The 18,501-nt window shown below is 43.0% G+C and carries 18 protein-coding genes and 3 pseudogenes; 4 read left to right on the top strand and 17 right to left on the bottom strand.

Annotated features, from left to right (window positions below):
• The first annotated feature begins 26 nt into the window (after positions 1-26).
• Positions 27-1,385: a helix-turn-helix transcriptional regulator gene (locus WH37_RS19590; RefSeq protein WP_046232323.1), complete on the top strand. Its 1,359-nt coding sequence runs from the start codon at positions 27-29 to the stop codon at positions 1,383-1,385.
• A gap of 163 nt (positions 1,386-1,548) precedes the next feature.
• Here the strand turns inward: WH37_RS19590 and WH37_RS36570 are convergent.
• Positions 1,549-1,769 (bottom strand): annotated as a pseudogene (locus WH37_RS36570) (transposase); the annotation flags it as partial.
• A gap of 666 nt (positions 1,770-2,435) precedes the next feature.
• Here WH37_RS36570 and WH37_RS37465 point away from each other — a divergent pair.
• A pseudogene (locus WH37_RS37465) lies at positions 2,436-3,526 on the top strand (IS3 family transposase).
• A gap of 73 nt (positions 3,527-3,599) precedes the next feature.
• Here the strand turns inward: WH37_RS37465 and WH37_RS19575 are convergent.
• From WH37_RS19575 to WH37_RS19545, 7 genes are all read right to left on the bottom strand, one after another.
• Positions 3,600-3,836, bottom strand: coding sequence for a DUF896 domain-containing protein (locus WH37_RS19575; RefSeq protein WP_046232322.1), 237 nt, complete (start codon positions 3,834-3,836; stop codon positions 3,600-3,602).
• A 106-nt stretch (positions 3,837-3,942) separates the two neighbouring features.
• Positions 3,943-4,368: a MarR family winged helix-turn-helix transcriptional regulator gene (locus WH37_RS19570; RefSeq protein WP_046232321.1), complete on the bottom strand. Its 426-nt coding sequence runs from the start codon at positions 4,366-4,368 to the stop codon at positions 3,943-3,945.
• A gap of 137 nt (positions 4,369-4,505) precedes the next feature.
• Positions 4,506-5,246, bottom strand: coding sequence for an oxygen-insensitive NADPH nitroreductase (gene nfsA / locus WH37_RS19565; protein ID WP_046232320.1), 741 nt, complete (start codon positions 5,244-5,246; stop codon positions 4,506-4,508).
• 14 nt (positions 5,247-5,260) lie between these two features.
• A complete protein-coding gene (locus tag WH37_RS19560; protein ID WP_082110911.1) occupies positions 5,261-6,607 on the bottom strand; it encodes an NtaA/DmoA family FMN-dependent monooxygenase in 1,347 nt (448 codons plus the stop codon).
• Between the two features lie 273 nt (positions 6,608-6,880).
• Positions 6,881-7,225 (bottom strand): Gfo/Idh/MocA family oxidoreductase, encoded by a 345-nt coding sequence (locus WH37_RS19555; protein WP_331458065.1) that lies wholly within the window; start codon positions 7,223-7,225, stop codon positions 6,881-6,883.
• 867 nt (positions 7,226-8,092) lie between these two features.
• Positions 8,093-8,248 (bottom strand): hypothetical protein, encoded by a 156-nt coding sequence (locus WH37_RS36565; protein ID WP_231594291.1) that lies wholly within the window; start codon positions 8,246-8,248, stop codon positions 8,093-8,095.
• A 780-nt stretch (positions 8,249-9,028) separates the two neighbouring features.
• On the bottom strand, positions 9,029-9,790 hold the full coding sequence (locus WH37_RS19545; RefSeq protein WP_046232317.1) for an SDR family oxidoreductase: 762 nt from the start codon (positions 9,788-9,790) through the stop codon (positions 9,029-9,031).
• 236 nt (positions 9,791-10,026) lie between these two features.
• On the opposite strand from WH37_RS19545, the gene WH37_RS19540 reads away from it, so the two are divergent.
• A complete protein-coding gene (locus WH37_RS19540; protein WP_046232316.1) occupies positions 10,027-10,572 on the top strand; it encodes a TetR/AcrR family transcriptional regulator in 546 nt (181 codons plus the stop codon).
• A 348-nt stretch (positions 10,573-10,920) separates the two neighbouring features.
• Here WH37_RS19540 and WH37_RS19535 read toward each other — a convergent pair whose 3' ends face one another.
• From WH37_RS19535 to WH37_RS19510, 8 genes and pseudogenes are all read right to left on the bottom strand, one after another.
• Positions 10,921-12,024: a Gfo/Idh/MocA family protein gene (locus tag WH37_RS19535; RefSeq protein WP_052737085.1), complete on the bottom strand. Its 1,104-nt coding sequence runs from the start codon at positions 12,022-12,024 to the stop codon at positions 10,921-10,923.
• Between the two features lie 308 nt (positions 12,025-12,332).
• The gene (locus WH37_RS34845) at positions 12,333-12,668 is read right to left on the bottom strand and encodes an SDR family NAD(P)-dependent oxidoreductase (RefSeq protein WP_143088568.1); all 336 of its coding nucleotides are present in this window, start codon (positions 12,666-12,668) and stop codon (positions 12,333-12,335) included.
• A 265-nt stretch (positions 12,669-12,933) separates the two neighbouring features.
• Positions 12,934-13,359, bottom strand: coding sequence for a MarR family winged helix-turn-helix transcriptional regulator (locus WH37_RS19525; RefSeq protein ID WP_046232314.1), 426 nt, complete (start codon positions 13,357-13,359; stop codon positions 12,934-12,936).
• A 172-nt stretch (positions 13,360-13,531) separates the two neighbouring features.
• Entirely contained in the window at positions 13,532-13,678 is a 147-nt protein-coding gene (locus WH37_RS36560; RefSeq protein WP_269431336.1) for an SDR family oxidoreductase, read from the bottom strand.
• Between the two features lie 60 nt (positions 13,679-13,738).
• Positions 13,739-13,968, bottom strand: a pseudogene (locus WH37_RS34840) (SDR family NAD(P)-dependent oxidoreductase); the annotation flags it as partial.
• A gap of 12 nt (positions 13,969-13,980) precedes the next feature.
• Entirely contained in the window at positions 13,981-14,196 is a 216-nt protein-coding gene (locus WH37_RS33800) for a nitronate monooxygenase (protein WP_052737082.1), read from the bottom strand.
• Between the two features lie 31 nt (positions 14,197-14,227).
• A complete protein-coding gene (locus WH37_RS19515; RefSeq protein ID WP_046232313.1) occupies positions 14,228-15,352 on the bottom strand; it encodes an NtaA/DmoA family FMN-dependent monooxygenase in 1,125 nt (374 codons plus the stop codon).
• Between the two features lie 26 nt (positions 15,353-15,378).
• The gene (locus WH37_RS19510) at positions 15,379-16,413 is read right to left on the bottom strand and encodes an LLM class flavin-dependent oxidoreductase (protein ID WP_046232312.1); all 1,035 of its coding nucleotides are present in this window, start codon (positions 16,411-16,413) and stop codon (positions 15,379-15,381) included.
• 190 nt (positions 16,414-16,603) lie between these two features.
• On the opposite strand from WH37_RS19510, the gene WH37_RS19505 reads away from it, so the two are divergent.
• Positions 16,604-16,957 carry a winged helix-turn-helix transcriptional regulator gene (locus WH37_RS19505; protein WP_081418719.1) on the top strand — a complete coding sequence of 118 codons (354 nt, stop codon included), beginning with the start codon at positions 16,604-16,606 and terminating at the stop codon, positions 16,955-16,957.
• A 518-nt stretch (positions 16,958-17,475) separates the two neighbouring features.
• Here the strand turns inward: WH37_RS19505 and WH37_RS19500 are convergent.
• Positions 17,476-18,468: a LacI family DNA-binding transcriptional regulator gene (locus WH37_RS19500; RefSeq protein ID WP_046232311.1), complete on the bottom strand. Its 993-nt coding sequence runs from the start codon at positions 18,466-18,468 to the stop codon at positions 17,476-17,478.
• Positions 18,469-18,501: the final 33 nt, after the last annotated feature.

The following is an 18,501-nucleotide window of genomic DNA, read 5'->3' as shown; positions in this document are numbered from 1 at the left end:
AGAATCGGTGGGATTGGAGTTTAACAATGTCGTTAAGAGTCGAGGAATTAAGCGCGGAGCTCGCGAATTGGATTCGAAGAGAAGAACGTCGCGCGAGGCAATGGGCTATCTCTTCCGATAACGAAGGATCGCCGGACGAAGCAGAAGATCCCGTTATACGAAAGTATTCTCAAGGCAGGGCGTTGGCGCTGTGGACCGACCGGAAGGAGGAAGCTTACTTCCTCCTCTTCCAAGCGGCGTCCGGCGACTCGCCGCTAGGCTCTAGGCTGCATACCGGTCTATCCATGGTCGAGCATATCCATTTCACCTGCGCCAGGGGGCGTCTTCAAGAAGCCGAGAGCTTAATCGAACGCTATCGCAAGCTATTGGCGCCCGGCGAACGATCGTTTAGATCTGAGTTGCTGGATCAAGTCTTCGGCTTCATTCATTTAATGCGCAGTGCAGAGACGGGCGCGCTTGAGGAAGTAGTAAGGGAGACCGTCGTCACCAAGGACTTCGAAGAAGACGTGCCGGCAGTCGGTCCCGCGAAGTCCGAGGCCGTCTTCCTCTTGTTCAACAAGCATGCTTACGGCGCCTTGCTCCATTTCTTGTTCCGCGACTTCCCGGCCGCCTTGCGCTCTGCGGACAAAGCGTTTAAACGATTGCCTTCGGCAGACATGCAAGCGATCGTTCCGGAATTGCGCGTGTACGATACGATTGCAATCTCCGAATCCTGGGATAAGCTCAAGGATTCCGAACGAGCTCGATACAAAGCGCGATTGGGCGAACACCATTCCGAGCTGCAATCGCTCGCCGCCGCCAATCCGAAGCATTATGCCATACACTCGCTGCTCGTCGCGGCCGAGCTTCAGCGCCTATTCGGGCAGCAAATCGAGGCGCTCCGTCTATACGACCAAGCGGTTATTGCCGGGGATTCGACCCGCCATTACGGGTATGCGGCTTTAACCTTGGAACGGATGGCCTTAATGATCGCTTCGGGCGGAGCAACCAAGATCGCCGACACGATCCGCAAGGAAGCCGGCCTCCGGTACCGGAAGTGGGGAGCCGCCGCCAAGGTCCGCGCGCTGAATCGAACCAAGGATGCCGCAGACCAGCCTCCAGGATCGGCCAACGGCGAGAAGAGCCGTTCATCCTCTCGTCGTCCAACTTCCTCCTCTTCGATCGGTAGCACGACTAAGCCGAAGCTGCTGTCCCTCCGCGAGCTCGAGGTTCTGGAGTGGATCGCCAGAGGACTGTCCAACAGCGAGATCGCTAGCGAGCTCGGTCTCGTAACCGGAACGGTCAAGAACCACATTAAGAGCATCTACGAGAAGCTGGGCGTAAACAAGAGAATGATCGCGGTCCAACGAGCCAAAGACCTGTGCCTTCTCCAATCCGAGCTCTAAGCTCCTCCTCCCCACCCTCATCTCATCAAGTCATAACCACCAGCTTAGCCGGGTGGCTTCCATCAGAGCCCCTATAAGGGTATGGTACAAGCAAGCGCCTCTAAGGCGCATTGAAAGTCTGCCACGCGTGTTATCACGGGCTTGCCCCTGAAAAGGGGCCTTTTTACTTGCCTTTTTTCACCGACTCACCCGTAAACGGGTCGATTAGCTCTTTCATAGACAGTTGTTCATATCCCTTGTTTTCTGTCAGTTGGTTGCGGATGTACTCTTCTGTGACTTTTTTGTTACTTCCTACGGTGTCTACATCGTACCCTCTGCACCAAAATTGCGGTACTTCATGTTTGCAAATTTATCAAAGATCATTAATGAGCTTTTTCCCTTTAACCTGAATTACGAAAGCCCATAAAAACAGTCACTGGAAATGGGCTGATCAGGAAACCCTCAACCAGTTACGGGTGGCGAATTAAGGAAATGCTGAAATGAGGATACAGAATCTCCCTCCCCAATCGAAGAGGCAACGGCATTCCCAAGACTAATTATGGGATTATTGATCATTCCAATAAAATACTTTTCCGTTCCATTTGCAGCCACGCCCATCGGTTTTGTTCAAATCATGGCATTCTGAAACGTAAAAAATGGGCAAAAAAAGCATCTCAAAAAGCATGCTTTTTGAGACACTTCAAATAAAAAAGCTCAGCTGATTAAATACCATTATCGGGACTTTTCTAGAGGTTGCCGATTCCATAGTCTTGGAGTTTACTCCGAATATTGCAAATACATAGACAATTATATTTTTTCAAACTGCTCGGTATCAACTTCTGTACTCACATTACTGTCGACATGCCAACTTATTGTCATTGGACACTTTTAAGTTTTTTTGAATCAACACTTAAATCATATCAAAAATCCTCATCTGCTCATGAAATGTTGTTAGACTAAAAAGTAGACACGGAGAACCGAGAATCGGATAAAATAGACCTATCCAAATTTGAGGTGAACGAAGTGACAAAGAAACATTATGATCAAGCATTTAAAAGACAAGTTGTCCAGATGATTCAAGAAGAGGGGAAAACCGCCCCTCAGGTTGCAGAGGAATTAGGGCTGCACGTCAATACCGTTTATAGGTGGGTATCCGAAATCAAACAAGATGGTGGACAAGCCTTTCCTGGCAGTGGACAACTGAAAGAAGAGGACAAAGCCGTCAAAGCTCTACAAAAGCAAATCCGTGACTTGCAAGAGGAAAATGACATTTGAAAAAGGCCATGCACTACTTTGCAAAAGACCGGCGCTGATCTATGCTTTCATCCACGATCACCGCTTCTAGTTCCGTGTCGCGAAGTTATGTGCTGCTATGGGCGTTTCCAGAAGCGGTTATTACAAATGGACCACACGTAAAGTCAGCAAACGAGAGAAAAGCCGTAAAAAACTGGAACAGCGTATTCGGCGCATTTTTCTCGATTCCCGGAGGCTTTATGGAAGCCCAAAGGTTACACAGATGCTTCATAAACAAGGCAGGAACGTCTCGGAGAAGACCGTCGCTCGAATGATGAAGGAGCAGGGTCTGAAATCCCGAACCGTTAAAAAATATAAAGCGACACTCCAAACATAACCTGCCTGTCGCCGAGAATGTACTCAAACGCCAATTCAGGCCTGAGGCACCCAATCAAGCTTGGGTAACCTACATCGCCACGGATGAAGGATGGCTCTATTTGACGAGCGTCATGGATTTGTATAGCCGCAAAATTGTGGGCTTTCCAATGAGTGATCGGATGACAAAGGAATTAGTCCTTCAGGCGCTTGATCGGGCGCATCAGCAGCAGCGTCCAACTGGTGAAGTGCTGCATCACTCTGATCGAGGCAGTCAGTATGCTTCTCATGACTACCAAGCCCGTCTAAAAACCTACAAAATGAAGGCGAGTTTGAGTCGCAAAGGCAACTGCTATGACCATGCTTTCATCGAAGCATTCCATAGCGTTCTTAAAAAGGAACTCATTTATTTGGAGCGCTTCAAGACTCGGGAGCAAGCATGCAAACGCATCTTTGAATACATCCTCTGCTTCTACAATGCTAAACGCATTCACTCGACCATCGGGTATCTCACTCCCAATGAATGCGAACGCAGGTACCGAAAGGCCGCTTAATTCTCTCGGTTTCTTGTGTCTACTCTATTGACAGAGGTACACATTCCCATTCCCGAAACAAAAATCCGCTAATTTAGCGATTTTGATCGGAAAGGATTTTCTTTTCATCAACCAATTTTGATGGGGTGACATCATTACCTTTAGAATCTACCACGGATACCGCAAGCATCGTTGTTTGAACTTGCCCTCGAATCATTTTCAAGTAATTTTGCCGAAGCTCCTTCTGTTCTGATCTCTCCTGGTCGGTCAGACCACTATTACTTTGTTTTCTGCTTAATTCATTAATTCTGTTCAGATATGGGATCAGCATGTTCATACGCTCCTCTGTTTTTATTTGTTGAACCAAGCTTGATTATGCTTAGCAAATTTCATCATGCATATTTAGCAAGCTAAGTATATATCGAAGAAATAGAGAGTCATACTATATTCCTCTCCATTTGTTGCATTAAATGTCTTAATATCAACCGATCTTCCTTAGAAATGGTTTGAAGCAATTTCTCCTGCTGCTCCCTCCATTTAATCTCAACCGGTTTTTCTAATTCTTTTCCTTTGTCCGTTAGAAAAATACGCATGATTCTTGCATCTTGCACATCACGTTTACGATATATAAATCCGTTCTGCTCCAGTGATTTAACCATGTTTGTTACCGTTGGTGGCTCGCACTTCAAGTGCTCACATAGTTGCATTTGTGTTACCCCATCACCCAACCACAGACGATACAACAAGTTATCTTGCCCTACATAGAGATTAAGCTCCCTAAGAGATTCACTATAGTTTCTACGCATTTGGGAGGAAATTCGATCTAACGACTGTCGAATATCACAATCTACTGCATCTGTCATGAATTATCCCTTCCTGTCATCCAAATGATATTTAGCAGACTAAATGTATCACGGTGAACTACAGGTGTCAATTTACCTTAGAGCTACCGCCTATTGGTGGCAGCTCTAAGGTCCAAATGTTTGGCTCCGTCTGAAACTTATTTTTTGGCAAACCCTTGTTTGTTCAAATACTCCATCATTTGAGGCTGAATACTTCTCTGAAGATGATCCTGGATGTGGTCACTCCATCCTTTTACTTTTTTCACGGTGAAAGGGGCTCTCGTCGGACGATTTTCATAATACTTCAACATGGTTTCATCATAGATAGCTAATTTTTCTTGATCAAGAGATTGATACTGATTTTCAAGTAAAACCATGGATTGAGGCAGCCGAGGTTTCAGCTCAGGCTTATTTTCAGCTGGATGACCGATGCATAGCCCCACTAAAGGAATCACATACTTCGGTAAACCCAATACGTCAGATAGTTCGTTAATATTTGCTCTGATCCCACCAATATACACCCCGCCTAGCCCCATGGATTCGGCAGCGGTCAACGCATTTTGTGCTACCAGTCCGGCGTCGAATGAACCGATTAACAGAAATTCAATATATTCGATATCCACTTCCGGAGCAATTTGATGATTCTGGTTAAAATCTGCACAGAAAATCCAAAACTCAGCCGCTTCTTCAACATAAGGTTGATTGACAGAAAGGTGTCTGACTTTTTTTCGAAGAATCGGATCGGTGATTCGAATAATGGACACGGCCTGTAGGAGACTGAACGATGAAGTTTGATTCGCTGCATGAAAGATCGCATCGATTTGTTCCTGAGTCAGGGGTTGAGATGTGTAAGAACGAAATGATGTATGGTTATGAAGCAATTCAAGCGTATGATTCATTAAAACCCTCTCCTCTATTCGTTTATTCCATATTCCCGCATTCCATATTCGTAAGGAATGCTCATATTCTCGCGTAGTGTTTTTCCTTCATATTCCTTGTGGAACAAACCACGCTCCTGCAAGATGGGTATAACCTGATTTACAAAATCCGCAACACCATCAAAAGATACATCGGGTACGACTGAGAACCTGTCACATGCTTCAGCCAAAAACCATTCTTCTAAAAAGTCAGCAACCTGTGTGGGTGTGCCTGCAACGACGGGATGATAGTTGATTACCCCGTGAGCGAGAACATCCCGAACGGATAGACCTTGCAACAACAATTTCAAGGCTATTGGAGAACGTGGGTCCCTTGGGTTGGCATATGCATTTTTCAACAAGTCAGCCGGTATTGGCTTATCGATATCAACCAAGTTTACCGATAAGGGTACACCAATCATGGAACCGAGATAACTTACCCTATTGGGGATTTCCTGGGGATTGAAGTTCATAAGCTGTTTCCGACGATTCAGAGCTTCTTCTTCCGTTGAAGCCAGAGAAAACATAAAACCTGCAAACATCTTGATATCATCAGGGTTTCGACCGAAACGGACAGCACTTTGTCGGATTGCTTGTCTGTGTTCACGAGCAGACGCTATATCATAAGGATTGGCGTAGACACCCGAAGCATATTTCCCCGCCAATTCTAGTCCTTCTCTTCCTCCACCTGCCTGGAAAATAACAGGCTGTCCTTGCTCGGAAGGGGGAATGGGCAGAGGACCACGAGAGGCATAATATTGACCCTGAAGGTTTATAGGCTGGATTTTGTCCATATCGGCAAATTTCCCTCCTTCTACATCTAACGTCCATGCGTCTGATTCCCAACTCCCCCACAAGGCCTGAACAATTTGTATGCTCTCATGTGCCTTGTCATATCGTTCTTTGCGTTCGGTAACCCGGGCACCGAAATTTGCTGCCGCTAAGGGGTCGGATGTGGTAACCGCATTCCATCCCACACGTCCATGACTGATTACATCCAGTGCTTTGAACTGACGTGCGATGTTGTATGGGTAATTAAATGTCGTAGAGAGAGTAGCAACAAGCCCAATGTGTTTCGTCTCTCTTGCTACAGCCATCAGTGCCAACATAGGATCCATAGGGAACATAGGCGTCTGAGGACCTAAGTTGCTGGATAATACGGGAGTAACGGCAATGAAGATCATTTGAAATTTTCCTTGTTCAGCTAATTTAGCCCGCTCCACATAACTATCCATATTGGTGTAAGCTGCAGGGTCCGTGCCAGGCATCCTCCATGCGCTGAATTCAGCTCCGTATCCAGAAATCATCTGTAAAGCCAGTTGCATCTTACTTCTTTTTTCCATAACATTCTTCTCCTTCATTACGGATGGGCCAAGAGTGGAATCACCCTTTTGTAGCGCTATAATAATTAGCCTGCTAATTAAATGTTATATGATTTTGTTCTGTTCAGTGACATTGACACCATCATAAATTTATTTGTTACATCTGCAAAGAGGGCAATTTGAATGAACATAGTACAACTTTTTGTACCTTTAGATTAGGAGTGTTTGCAAACGGTCAAAAATCCGCAGCTGCAATGTGCTTGCTTGTTCGCCGCGGATTCGAGTTTTTAAACATTAAAAATATTGACGTTCACCATTTTGTGCTGATTTTTCGACGGCATCAAGTAACTGATGAAGCTTGACCGCATCCGCGAATGTAGGTGTTAAGGACGTTCCTTCTTGAATATCTTGGGCGAACTTACGATAAGCCTGTGCCATATTCAGAACAAATCCTGAGTCGTCTTTGAGGGAATCTGGGACCCGGTAATAAGAAACCGGAATGGTTAGTTCACGAAGTTCTTTGTCAGTAGGTCCTGCACCGCGTAATTGGTGTGATCCGAATTGAATAGATGCAGGCGCACTCAGCACGATTGTGCCCTTATCCCCAAAAATTTCAAGTGTTAATCCTGTTTGATGAATTAGCTCAATAACTGCATGATATCCATAGGGAATGTCTCTTCTGCTTGTATTCTACGCTCGTATAGGTCGTACCAGCCTCTGGCCAACTCAATTACTATTCCAATTACTGTCCTTAATCCCCCTCAACTTTTTGGTCAAATCGGTCTGCAAACTGCAGGCGCAGGAACAAATCTCAGAGTTCAATTTAAGGGAACAGTTTCTGTACAACTCCCCTTAGCCCTTGTAGGAATTACTATTACCGTTGTAAGAGGAACCTTGGCAACCGATACTGTTATTTATTCTGCAACTTCTACATTTGGTTCTGACTAACTCTAAATTATGATAATAAGAGACATTTTACTCTATCAGTTTATTTACTGGTAGGGATTTCTAATTTGATAAGTTCTGATTACACACAATGTCTGGATTGCTACATATCATATTAAGTTAAATTGGCGAGCAGAAATTAAGTAGATAGATGACTAATCGATAATCGTTACAAGTTCTTGCCCTTGGCTCGGGACAAGAACTTGTAACGAAAAAATAAAAAAGCCGCTATAATAGCGACTTCAATGAGACTATGTTCTTGTCCCTCGACACACACTTCTTCTTATTTTTTTCATTGCAGTCTGTTAAAGTTAACCTTATTGCATAAATCCATCATATGTGTGCCAGAGGATAAGAACTTATACCGATTGTCTTATTTATTGCCTCAGATCATTTCTCACGCATAAAAAACGATTATTACATTGTAACGATCCATGGCTTTCATAACCGTGGATCGTTACAAAAAATATTAATCTTCAAACGTGACCCCCGTCATTTCCTCACTCATTATCCACAAGCGTTCAGCCATCTCTGGATCAACGGTCCAAGGCAAAACGCCTTTCAAGGGTATTTTATCCCTTTATGCGAGGAGCCTTCGGGAATATAATCCGCAATATCGTAGTCCATGAAGTAAATACCGCCTTTTCCCTCCAACTGCGGGCTCGTTGCACTCCAGATACTAATTGCTGCACCCTGCTCCGCAGTTTTGCATTCCACATCAACGGCACGTTCCTGGACCGATAAAACCGAGCGAGATTTCTCTTAATACGCCCCGGATACACGGAGAATGCTCTTATGCCATCCAGATAACCGCGCTTATCAAGTCCTACTGTAAACAAAGCATTAGCTGATTTCGATTGGCCGTAAGCTCTCCATTTATCATACTTTAAAGTTAGGATCTGAGAAGTTCACCCCGCCGAAACGAATCTCTAACGAAGAGAATGATACAACCCGAGCTGCGCCCACTCTCTTTGAGGCTGGCCATAGACGAAGTGTCAATTGAAAATGACCTAGAGGATTTACAGCGAATTGGGACTTATAACCCCATAGATTTCGGACTAATGGAGGTGCCATTATAACCGCGTTGTTGATCAAGATGTCCAATGATTTGCCTGAAGCAAGGAAACGTTGGGCAAAAGTATCAATAGAAACGGGGTCCATCAGAACATGGTCAATCGCAGAACTTGCTTGCTCAGGTGAACAAGCAAGTACGGTGACAGTAGCACCTGCTGCAGCCAATGCAAGGGTAATCTAAAAACCAATTCCGGAATGTCCGCCGGTTACAATCGTACGTTTACCATCAAGCTCAAACCGATCAACGACTTCCAGAGAAGTCGTTCTTGCACCAAAGCCCGACATTAAGTGCCTGTGGAGTCTTTTGATAATTATTGCTGATCAGCATATTGACTCTCTCCCAACGATATTTTTTATTTGCTATCAGCTTTAATTGAGGCATAGCTTGGTAACAATGAAACCGACAGTCATAGAAGGATGAAATTAATGGTCTGTTGCTGCTTGGGTCGCCATATCGTTAAGTTGCATTACAAAAGCTCCTTCATTCGGGCCTTGATTATCACGAATCATTTTCGCTTGTTCCACTAGAACCTCTTCAGCATCCGTACCGAGTAATCTTATTGTTTCTTCAATGAATGCTTCAAGTGGCATCGCATGCGGATTGTCACTAAGATCTGTCATGAGTTCCGTTTGAACCCCAGGTGGTATGATTTCTAATACTTTTACTGTTGTATCTTTAAACAAATAACGTTGTGATAAGGTATAGGAATGGAGCGCTGCTTTGGTCGCCGAATACACCGCAGTCGCTGCGTACGGAACAAACCCGACCGCAGAAGTCGTATTAATGATCACAGCTTCTTCTTTAGACTTCAAATGTTCGATTAATGAAGACGTCATTCGAATTGGTCCAAGCAAGTTTGTTGAGACCGTTGAAACCAGAACCTCTTCATTAATCACACCCGCAGCCTCATCGAAAAGCATGATGCCAGCGTTATTAAATAAGACATTCAAATCAGGGAAGTCCCGAATAAGTTGCTTAGCGGTTGCCTCAATACTGGAAAGATCCTGTATGTCCAGTTCAACTGAAGACATTCCGGGATTAGCACTTAGTACTTCCTCCAGACGCTCTTTTCTTCTACCTGAGATGATTACTTTGTTTCCAAGGTTGTGTAAAGCTTCTGCCAATGCACGTCCAATTCCTGAACCGCCACCTGTAATGAAGATCGTGTTTCCTGTAAGTTTCATTTAAAATTCCTCCAATATTTGGTTTTTAATTACTTTGAAATTTTATTACATTGTTAGATGAAATCTGTACTTACTATTAACCTTGCACTTTAAAGTTTCTGAATGGACTAACCACCTTCTTAGTATTATACTATTACAACAATAGTTGCTTTAGTAGTTCAATTGTATCCGGAACATCATTGAGGAACAACCAACAATGCGAGCCATTTGTTGGTTTAAAAAAAGGAGCTAGATCCATGGGACTTAAAGTAAGAAATATTCGTACAACTCGAACAAGAGAATCCATTTTTGAGTCACTTTTTGAACTGATGGAAGAAAAAGATTTTGATAAAATAACAATACAAAATTTAACGGAACGGGCCCAAATCAATAGAGCAACTTTTTATGCTCATTTCCAAGATAAATATAAATTGTTGGATGAGATTATAAGAAAATCAGCGGAAGAACTTATTCAACAACATACTAATGGTGTGTGTACATTTACAAAAGACAATATGATGCAATTAGTATTCGCAGCATTTGAGTATCATCAACAAGTCAAAAAGAAATGTCGCCGGAACTATAACAAAATTATTCCTCTACTCTCTTCAAAATTAGTCATTGCACTAAAGCATTATTTGAATCTTTGTATGCAGGAAATATACTCTGATGAACGTACTTTGTACGTACAAATCTATGCCAACATGATTAATGAAGCAGTTACTCTGCATACTGCTGAACAAACTAAACTAACAGAACAAAGTATAGCTGAGCATATTGTTCAAATGATACACATTGACTAATCGAAAAAAAGGAGCCATAGTTATGTAACAACAGCTACGGCTTTTTTTATTGTATTTTATACAACTGGCCTATAAAATACTGGACGGATAAATGGGAAGTTGGGGAACTGTACGTAACGCAGGACTTTCCTCTTGAGCAATTCTTAAACTTAATCCAGCATTTATGATGGGGAATTTCTTATCTCCTAATGCTGTACATATGTTTCCACATTTACAACAAGGCAACTCTAAACAGTTAGACGTCTGATACTCGTTTAGATCTAATTGCAGCCACTAATGTCGCTTCTTTTACTTGTGCAGCTGTTACTAATCCTGGAGATTTCAATAAGAAGAACATCGAACTAAGCATTAAAAGTATTGACGTTCACCGGTCTGTGCTGATTTTTCGATAGCATCCAGTAACTGATGAAGTTTCACCGCATCCGCGAAAGTAGGAGTTAAGGATGTTCCCTCTTGAATATCTTGGGCGAACTTACGATAAGCTTGAGCCATATTCAGAACAAACCCTGAGTCATTCTTTAGAGATTGCGGGGCCCAGTAATAGGAATCCGGAATGGTTAGTTCACGAAGCTCGTTATCAGTAGGTCCTGCACCGCGTAATTGGTGTGATCCGAATTGAATGGATGCAGGCGCACTCAGCACGATTGTGCCCTTATCTCCAAAAATTTCAAGTGTTAGTCCTGTTTGATGTTTGACTCCTCCTTGAATATGAACACTGGCTGCGGCACCACTCGTTAATTTTCCAGTAATCAGTATTTGATCATCTGTCGTCTTCTTGATGACTTTCTGAATATCCACCAATTCGACTTCAGGAAACTGCTGTGCTGTGAGAGCAGAAAGTTCGGTAAAGTCCCCAAGCATGTAGGTAAATGCATCCAGATTATGTCCACCTACAATGGTCAGCAAGTTCCCTCCAATCTTCCGATCAAACAAGTACTCACTGGACTTGTCACCCACGCCACCCATGCCATCAATGGAGATCTTTAGATTGGCAGACAATACTTTCCCAACATAACCTTCTGCCAATAAATCTTTCACATACCGAATGGCTGGGGCTTGTCTGGCCTGTAATCCAATCGCATTTGGCAAATTTGCGGAAGCTACCCATTCTTTCATTTCAAGTGCTTCATTCGTATTTGATCCCAGTGGCCATTCGCAATAGATCGGTTTTCCAGCAGGCACAATGGCTTTAACCGCATTATAATGTTCCTTGACGTTAATACTGACGACGACCATGTCCACATCAGGATGTTGAGCCAGTTCCTCCATATTATCAAAGCCGTGATCTGCATGGAAAGCTTCTGCGCTCTTCTTTGCACTCGCCATATTACTTGTCCCCACTGCAGTAAGCTCAAACTCATCCAAATGCTCAATGGCTGGAATATGTGTACCACTCGCCCAACCATTATTAATTGAAGCACCTATGATTCCTGTACGAATTTTTTTATCCAATGAAAACATCTCCCTTATTTTTAAATGTACTAATTCAGCTGTATCCTGTTCTTAAACAGATCAATCACTTATGAAAAAATCTTGATATGTTCTACTGTCCCAATCCATCCATTAACTCATCAATTGCTTGATACTCTTGGGAAAGGTCTCTTCTGCCTGTGTTCTGTGCTCGTATAGGTCATACCATGTGCAGCGACCTGATCCGGATCAAAACCAGTATCTTTCTTCATAAGTGGACTAATAGAAAGATGCCCAACGAATACGCCTTGAGGTAGTAATGCATCATGCAAATTAAGAATATAGTTCCGCTATCCGGACATGGCTATACCTGAATTTCCAAACATGGAACTTGGAAACATGGCAGATAGTTCACTTGTAAAAAGAAGCGCGCCTTGACCACGTGCAATCATTTCCGGAATAACTTGTCTAGCGGTATTAATAGCTCCAATGACTACATTACTGAAAATATGATGTGCGCTTTCGTCTGTCGTTTCCAGGACAGGGGCCACTTGCACATTTCCGTTATGGGGACTGAATTCCACTACATCGATTATGCCAAATATATTTCTAATTTGATGAAATGCTGCGGTTAGTTGCATCTTGTTGGTAATATCCGAGTCGAATCCCTTGGCCTCTATTCCCATCTCATTCAACTATTCTGCGTATTGATTAAGCTTGTCCTGGCTTCTGGATACCATAGCGATGCGAAAAACATGTTTTCCAAATGTTTTGGCCAGTGAGAAACCCAGGCCTGGCCCAGCGCCAATTATAGTAATTGTTTTCAAATAGTAACCTCTCTTCTATAGATCATAGTGCATGGGAAAGGCAACCCCAATAATCCCCTTTGCTCATGTTCATACTAAATCACAAATATTTAAATTTCTTAGAATACACCCGGTGATGAAGGATTCATGATAAATTCCTCTCCAATTTCTGAATTAATTGTCGGAGGTTCAAACGCTCTTCTATAGTAACGGCCTGTAGCAATTTTTCCTGTTGTGCTTTCCATTTGATCTTAACAGGAACCTCTAATTCTTTTCCTTTGTCGGTGAGATAAATTCGCATGACTCTTGCATCTTGTTCATCACGTTTCCGGGTTATAAACCCATTTTGCTCTAATGATTTAACCATATTGGTTACCGTAGGAGGTTCGCATTTTAGATGTTCACTGAGTTGCATTTGTGTGATTCCATCATCTAACCACAAGCGACACAGTAAATTATCTTGACCCGCGTAAAGGTTTAGTTCTCTTAGAGAGTCGCTATAATGTCGACGCATTTGAGAGGAAACTCGGTCTAACGACTGACGAATATCACAATCCACTTGATCTGTCATTCATTCATCCTCACTCTCATTTTATTTAGCGGGCTAGCTATATCGAGGGAGATGGATGTGAAAATTAACGTATGATGAACTTCCTTCAAATTTTATTAACATAAATAAAAGTGATAGTATATGAGGCTTTGATTATAGCTGGCCTCATATACTAACTTAATACAAGGTTACATTACTTCACAGACAATCCTCCATCAATTACATGATCTGCCCCCGTTATATAAGAGGCTTCATCACTCGCAAGGAACAAAGCTAGATTTGCAACCTCTTGAGACTGCCCTAATCTTTTGATGGGTATTTCTTGCGCGCGTTCTGTAATTTGGTCTTTGCTCAGAGCCTTGAATAAAGCTTGAATAGCACCTTTGCTGGCAGTATAAGCATTAAAACCTCCTGCTGAATGCAGCTTACTTGCCAATGAACCAATGTTAACTATTGAACCGCTACATTTTCTTTCATGAACGGCACAATTGTCTTAATACCTACAAATTGACTCCATGCATTGATATCTAGTGCCAAGTTCCAATAATCAATGGTTGTATCCTTGTAGGACTTCGTAGCTGCAATTCCAGCATTGTTGACTAAAATATCAACTTCCCCATAAACTTCAATGCTTTTTTCTGACTACCTCATTCCAATCGTTCTCGGAAGATACATCAGTCGATTAGCCATGTCTTCTGCACTCGTTGATTTTTCCGTTTGGCCAGCATTTGGCCCCAACACACCCATTCCACCTGCATTGGATACTGCTGCAACAAATTCAGCCGAAGTCACCCATGTCATTGCAGCTGAGATAATGGGATACTCTATTCCTAGTAGTTCAGTAATTTGGTTTTTCACCGTTCATTTCTCCTCTTTTTTATGTGATTTATTATTTTTTATACCTGTTTTCAGGGTATGGCAGTTCTAAATTACCTCGTAGTGTGTTGTCCTCATATTCCTTTCGGAATATGCCCTTATCTTGCAAAATAGGTACAACTAATTGAATAAAATCCTCAAATCCTGCCGGATAGTCTTGTCTAATCAGCAATATATCCATAACGCCTGCTCTATACCAATGTTCTATTTTTTCTGCAACATTCTCAGCTGATCCCATCAATGTAGGTTTTGGCATGCGATAACCTTTAGGCATCCATGATTCCATTTCCCTTAGCTTTTCTAATGCTTCTTTTTCCGTTTCGCCAACTATGGGGCTATGAGAAGGCATAATCAGTAGATCGTTTGGTGAACGTCCTTGATTTTGCACTCTTTTTTTGAGTTCAAAAACGAATCCTTTAAGATAATCAAAATCACCTGGCGCCATGATGACTTCGGCATGCTTTGCAGCTACATTCATGAAGTCCAAGGAGGTGCCGGCTTGAAAGACGACCGGTCTTCCTTGTCGAGATCGACTAACATTTAATGGCCCCTCCACTGAAAAGTAATTCCCGCTGTAATTTATCGGATGCATTTTACTAGGATCAAAAAATATCCCGCTTCCTTTATCACGTATGAAAGCATCGTCCTCGTACGAATCCCATAGGCCTTCAACGATCTCTAAAAACTCTTTTTTCATGGGATAAAGATCTGCTTTACTTAAATGGGACCGACTGTAATTGGCTAATCCTCCTGGATTGGAGGTGATCGCATTCCATCCTGCTCGGCCTTTGCTAATCTTGTCCAGCGAGGCTATCTGCCTGGCAACCGTAAATGGATCAGCATACGAAGTAGCTATTGTTGCGGCCAAGCCAATGGAGTGAGTCACCATACTTAATGCAGACAATATAGATACGCCCTCAAACATGCTTAGATAGTGTGGTATCATGCCAGGTCCAATATGGCTGACGTCAGCTAAAAAAATGAGATCAAACTTACCCTGCTCAAGCTGTATGGCTTTTTGAACGTAATAATCAACATTTTCACTGGCATCTGCAGGAATATCGGGGTGGCGCCAACCCGTGTGATTCCAACCAACGCCATCAATGATACCACCTAATTTAAGTTTTCTTCTTTCCATTGTTGGGTGGTCTCCTTTACGCAAGTTCATTGCTCCCCCTGCGATAAATTTAATTCCTTTGCCAATAATTCATGCCCTTTCTTTCGGCTTTCTTGATTAGGATAAAAGTCTGCAATCATGATTTCATCCACTAAACTTGCTTTCGCAATTTGTTGCAGTTGCTCAGCAACCTGTCCAACACTTCCAATCACAAAACGTTCTTTATTTCGTTCCCTCGCCAGCTCTTCATGAGGAGTGTATGTGTGATTTTTGGCTTCTTCAGGTGTAGGAAACGTAAGATTTCTCGTCCCTGTACTCATCTGTGCCCACATTAACTCCGCCGGTCCTGCTATATATTTAGCCTCTTCTTCCGTCTCAGCTGTAATAACGATCGTCGTTAACATACTTTGGGGTTCACTTAAATACGAGGAAGGTTTAAAACCCGAATGATAAGCTCTTAACATGGGAATAGCTAGTTGTGGGGCCAAATGAGCAGCAAATACAAACCCTAATCCTTTTTCCAAGGCAAAATGCAATCCACCCTCGCTAGATCCCAACATAAACATATCTGGAACCATTGATTTATCACCAGGAGGATTGATGTGACTAAACGGGTGGTTTTCTTTAAAGTTACGTTCAAAAAAGGAAAGCAGGTTATCTAATTGCTCAGGAAAATCATTAACCTCCATTAATTCTCGTGATCTTAACAATGCCAACATGGTTCTGCCATCAGTACCCGAAGCCCTGCCAATCCCGAGGTCAATACGCCCTGGATATAATCCTTCGAGAAGAGTAAAGTTCTCCATCACTTTCAAGGGGCTGTGGTTAGGCAACATGATCCCCCCGGAACCTACTCGAATGCTTTTGGTGTGAGCTGCTGCATGCAGGCTCAGCAAGTCTGGTGAAGTACCCATCAAAGTTGTTGTGTTATGGTGTTCAGTGAACCAATACCTGTTGAACCCCCACTGTTCTGCGAATTGAACCATTTCCGTCATGTCTTGAAGACTTTTCGTAGCCGCAGTTCCTTTATAAATATGAACAAAGTCCAAAATCGAAAGTTTTAGTCTATTGGCTGTATTCACTTATCAATTACTCCTTTCTGTGTTATATTTAATTAGCTTACTAAATATAAATCCAAAATTTCATTTAGCTTACTAACTGTTTACTTGTGTTTGATGACATAATCATAAAGTCATTAGGTTTATTTGCAAAGAGGGCAATATAGTTGAACCTAGTACAACTTTTTGTACCTTTAGAATGGGAGTGATAATAATGAAGGTTTGTAATGAAGGATTTGAGCAAGAATTTATGGATGAAAATAGAGACATGTATGCGATAGCCTTAACTCAAAATGTCCTTTCAGGACGTTGGAAATATTTTATATTATGGTATCTAAAAGGAGAAACACGCCGTTACACGGATATAAAAAAATTTCTTGGAGATTTATCACAAGGCTCTCTCACAAAGCAGCTTAAAGAGTTGGAGAACGATGGAGTTATAAAACGTGATGTTTATCCAGAAGTTCCTCCGCGAGTAGAGTATTCGTTAACAGACAAGGGAAACAAATTACTACCGATCCTTGAAAAAATGGAGGACTTCGGTAAAGAATACGGTGAAAAACCTTAATCTCGTTAGAGTTCCGAACTATAGCGTATTCGCAAACTTATTTAGGCCATAAACGAATGGAATGCAGCGCCAAAAAAGTCATGAGCATATTCCGGCTCCATCACCATTTTTGTCGCCATCTGGACGACGCTTTCTTGGAGAGCAGGAATGCCTAAGGGGCGCATCTTCCCGTCCGACTTCGGTATTTCCTTTCTCCTTGCTGATAAGGAATGTTACTTCCCTACTTTCAGACTGTTTTGGACTTCGTTTACAAATCCTTCTTCCCCGTAGTCGTCTTTGACGATATAAGTGATGCTTATCCCATCCAAACCACCGCTCCGCCCCTTGCTTTCACTCGCCTACATGCTTGCCAGATGATATCGTCACGGTGCACTTTGTGACTTAGCTCCTACCTCGACCGAACTCTCACCGGCTAGTTGTGCCTAGCTTCGCTAGTCATACTATTTAGAAAAAGGCTGCCGAAAATTTCTCGACAGCCCGTATCCTCTCTAACCTTCGCGTATTCCTGGTATGCTTGCTCAACTGGTAAGTCTTGCCATTAGTTCAATGGGGAACATCCTGTCGACAGGATGAGCAGATTCCCCCTTCGTTTCAATAGATTGAATTATTAGCTCAGAGGCATTCTTCGCCAGATCGTTAATCGGATGCCGGATCGTGGACAGACTGAGCAACTCGGATACAGTCGGCATATCATCCACACCCAATACCGCAAGCTTCTCTGGTATGGACAGATTCAGATCCTTACAAGCCTTCAACACCCCAATGGCAGTGATATCATTGAGGCAGAACAACGCCTGCGGTAGCTGGCCATTCTTGACCAACTGCATCACAGTTTCGTACCCGAAGCTTTCTGTCATATCTCCTGTAATGACCGTCGTCAGATTCCCTTTCTCCTGAAGAGAGCGGGAAGCACCGTTCAACCTATCGTCGAAACCGGGAACCTCACCATGTGGATAGGTCAGAATGATAATTTTCTGATATCCCTGAGACATTAAATGGTCCACTCCCGTTTGGCCGCATTGATAGTCATTCACCCGGACAATATGGGCGCCGTAGGATAGATTGTGCCTGCCAATGGTAATTACCGGAACGTTGAGTTCCATGAGTCTGGGCATGAATTTTTCTGTCTCCGAGGTGGCCTTTACGATAATTCCATCGACCATTTGGATATTCATGAATATCTCATCAAAGTCCAGGAGGATCAGCTTGTAGCCCATAGTCTTCAGTTGTTGCTTCAACACCTTGGCAAAATGCAAGAAATACAAATCTTCAAAATAACCATCGTATGTACTGTTTGACAGAACCAGTCCGATGGTATGCATTTTGCCGGTAATCAGGCTTTTGGCAACGGGATTTACCTGATATCCGAGCTTGGTGATCGAGTCGCTTATTTTATCTCGGGTCTCCTGACGCATCCGATGAAAATTGCCGTTCATGAAATGAGAGACAGTTGCAGGCGATACGCCCGCGTCTTTGGCGACCTGAACTACCGTAACTCTTTGTTTTGCCATTTGATGCACCTCTGCGAATTTACTTGGACAACG

Source organism: Paenibacillus algorifonticola (assembly GCF_000971975.1).
GTDB lineage: Bacteria > Bacillota > Bacilli > Paenibacillales > Paenibacillaceae > Pristimantibacillus > Pristimantibacillus algorifonticola.
This window is presented reverse-complemented; position numbering and strand designations above follow the sequence as displayed.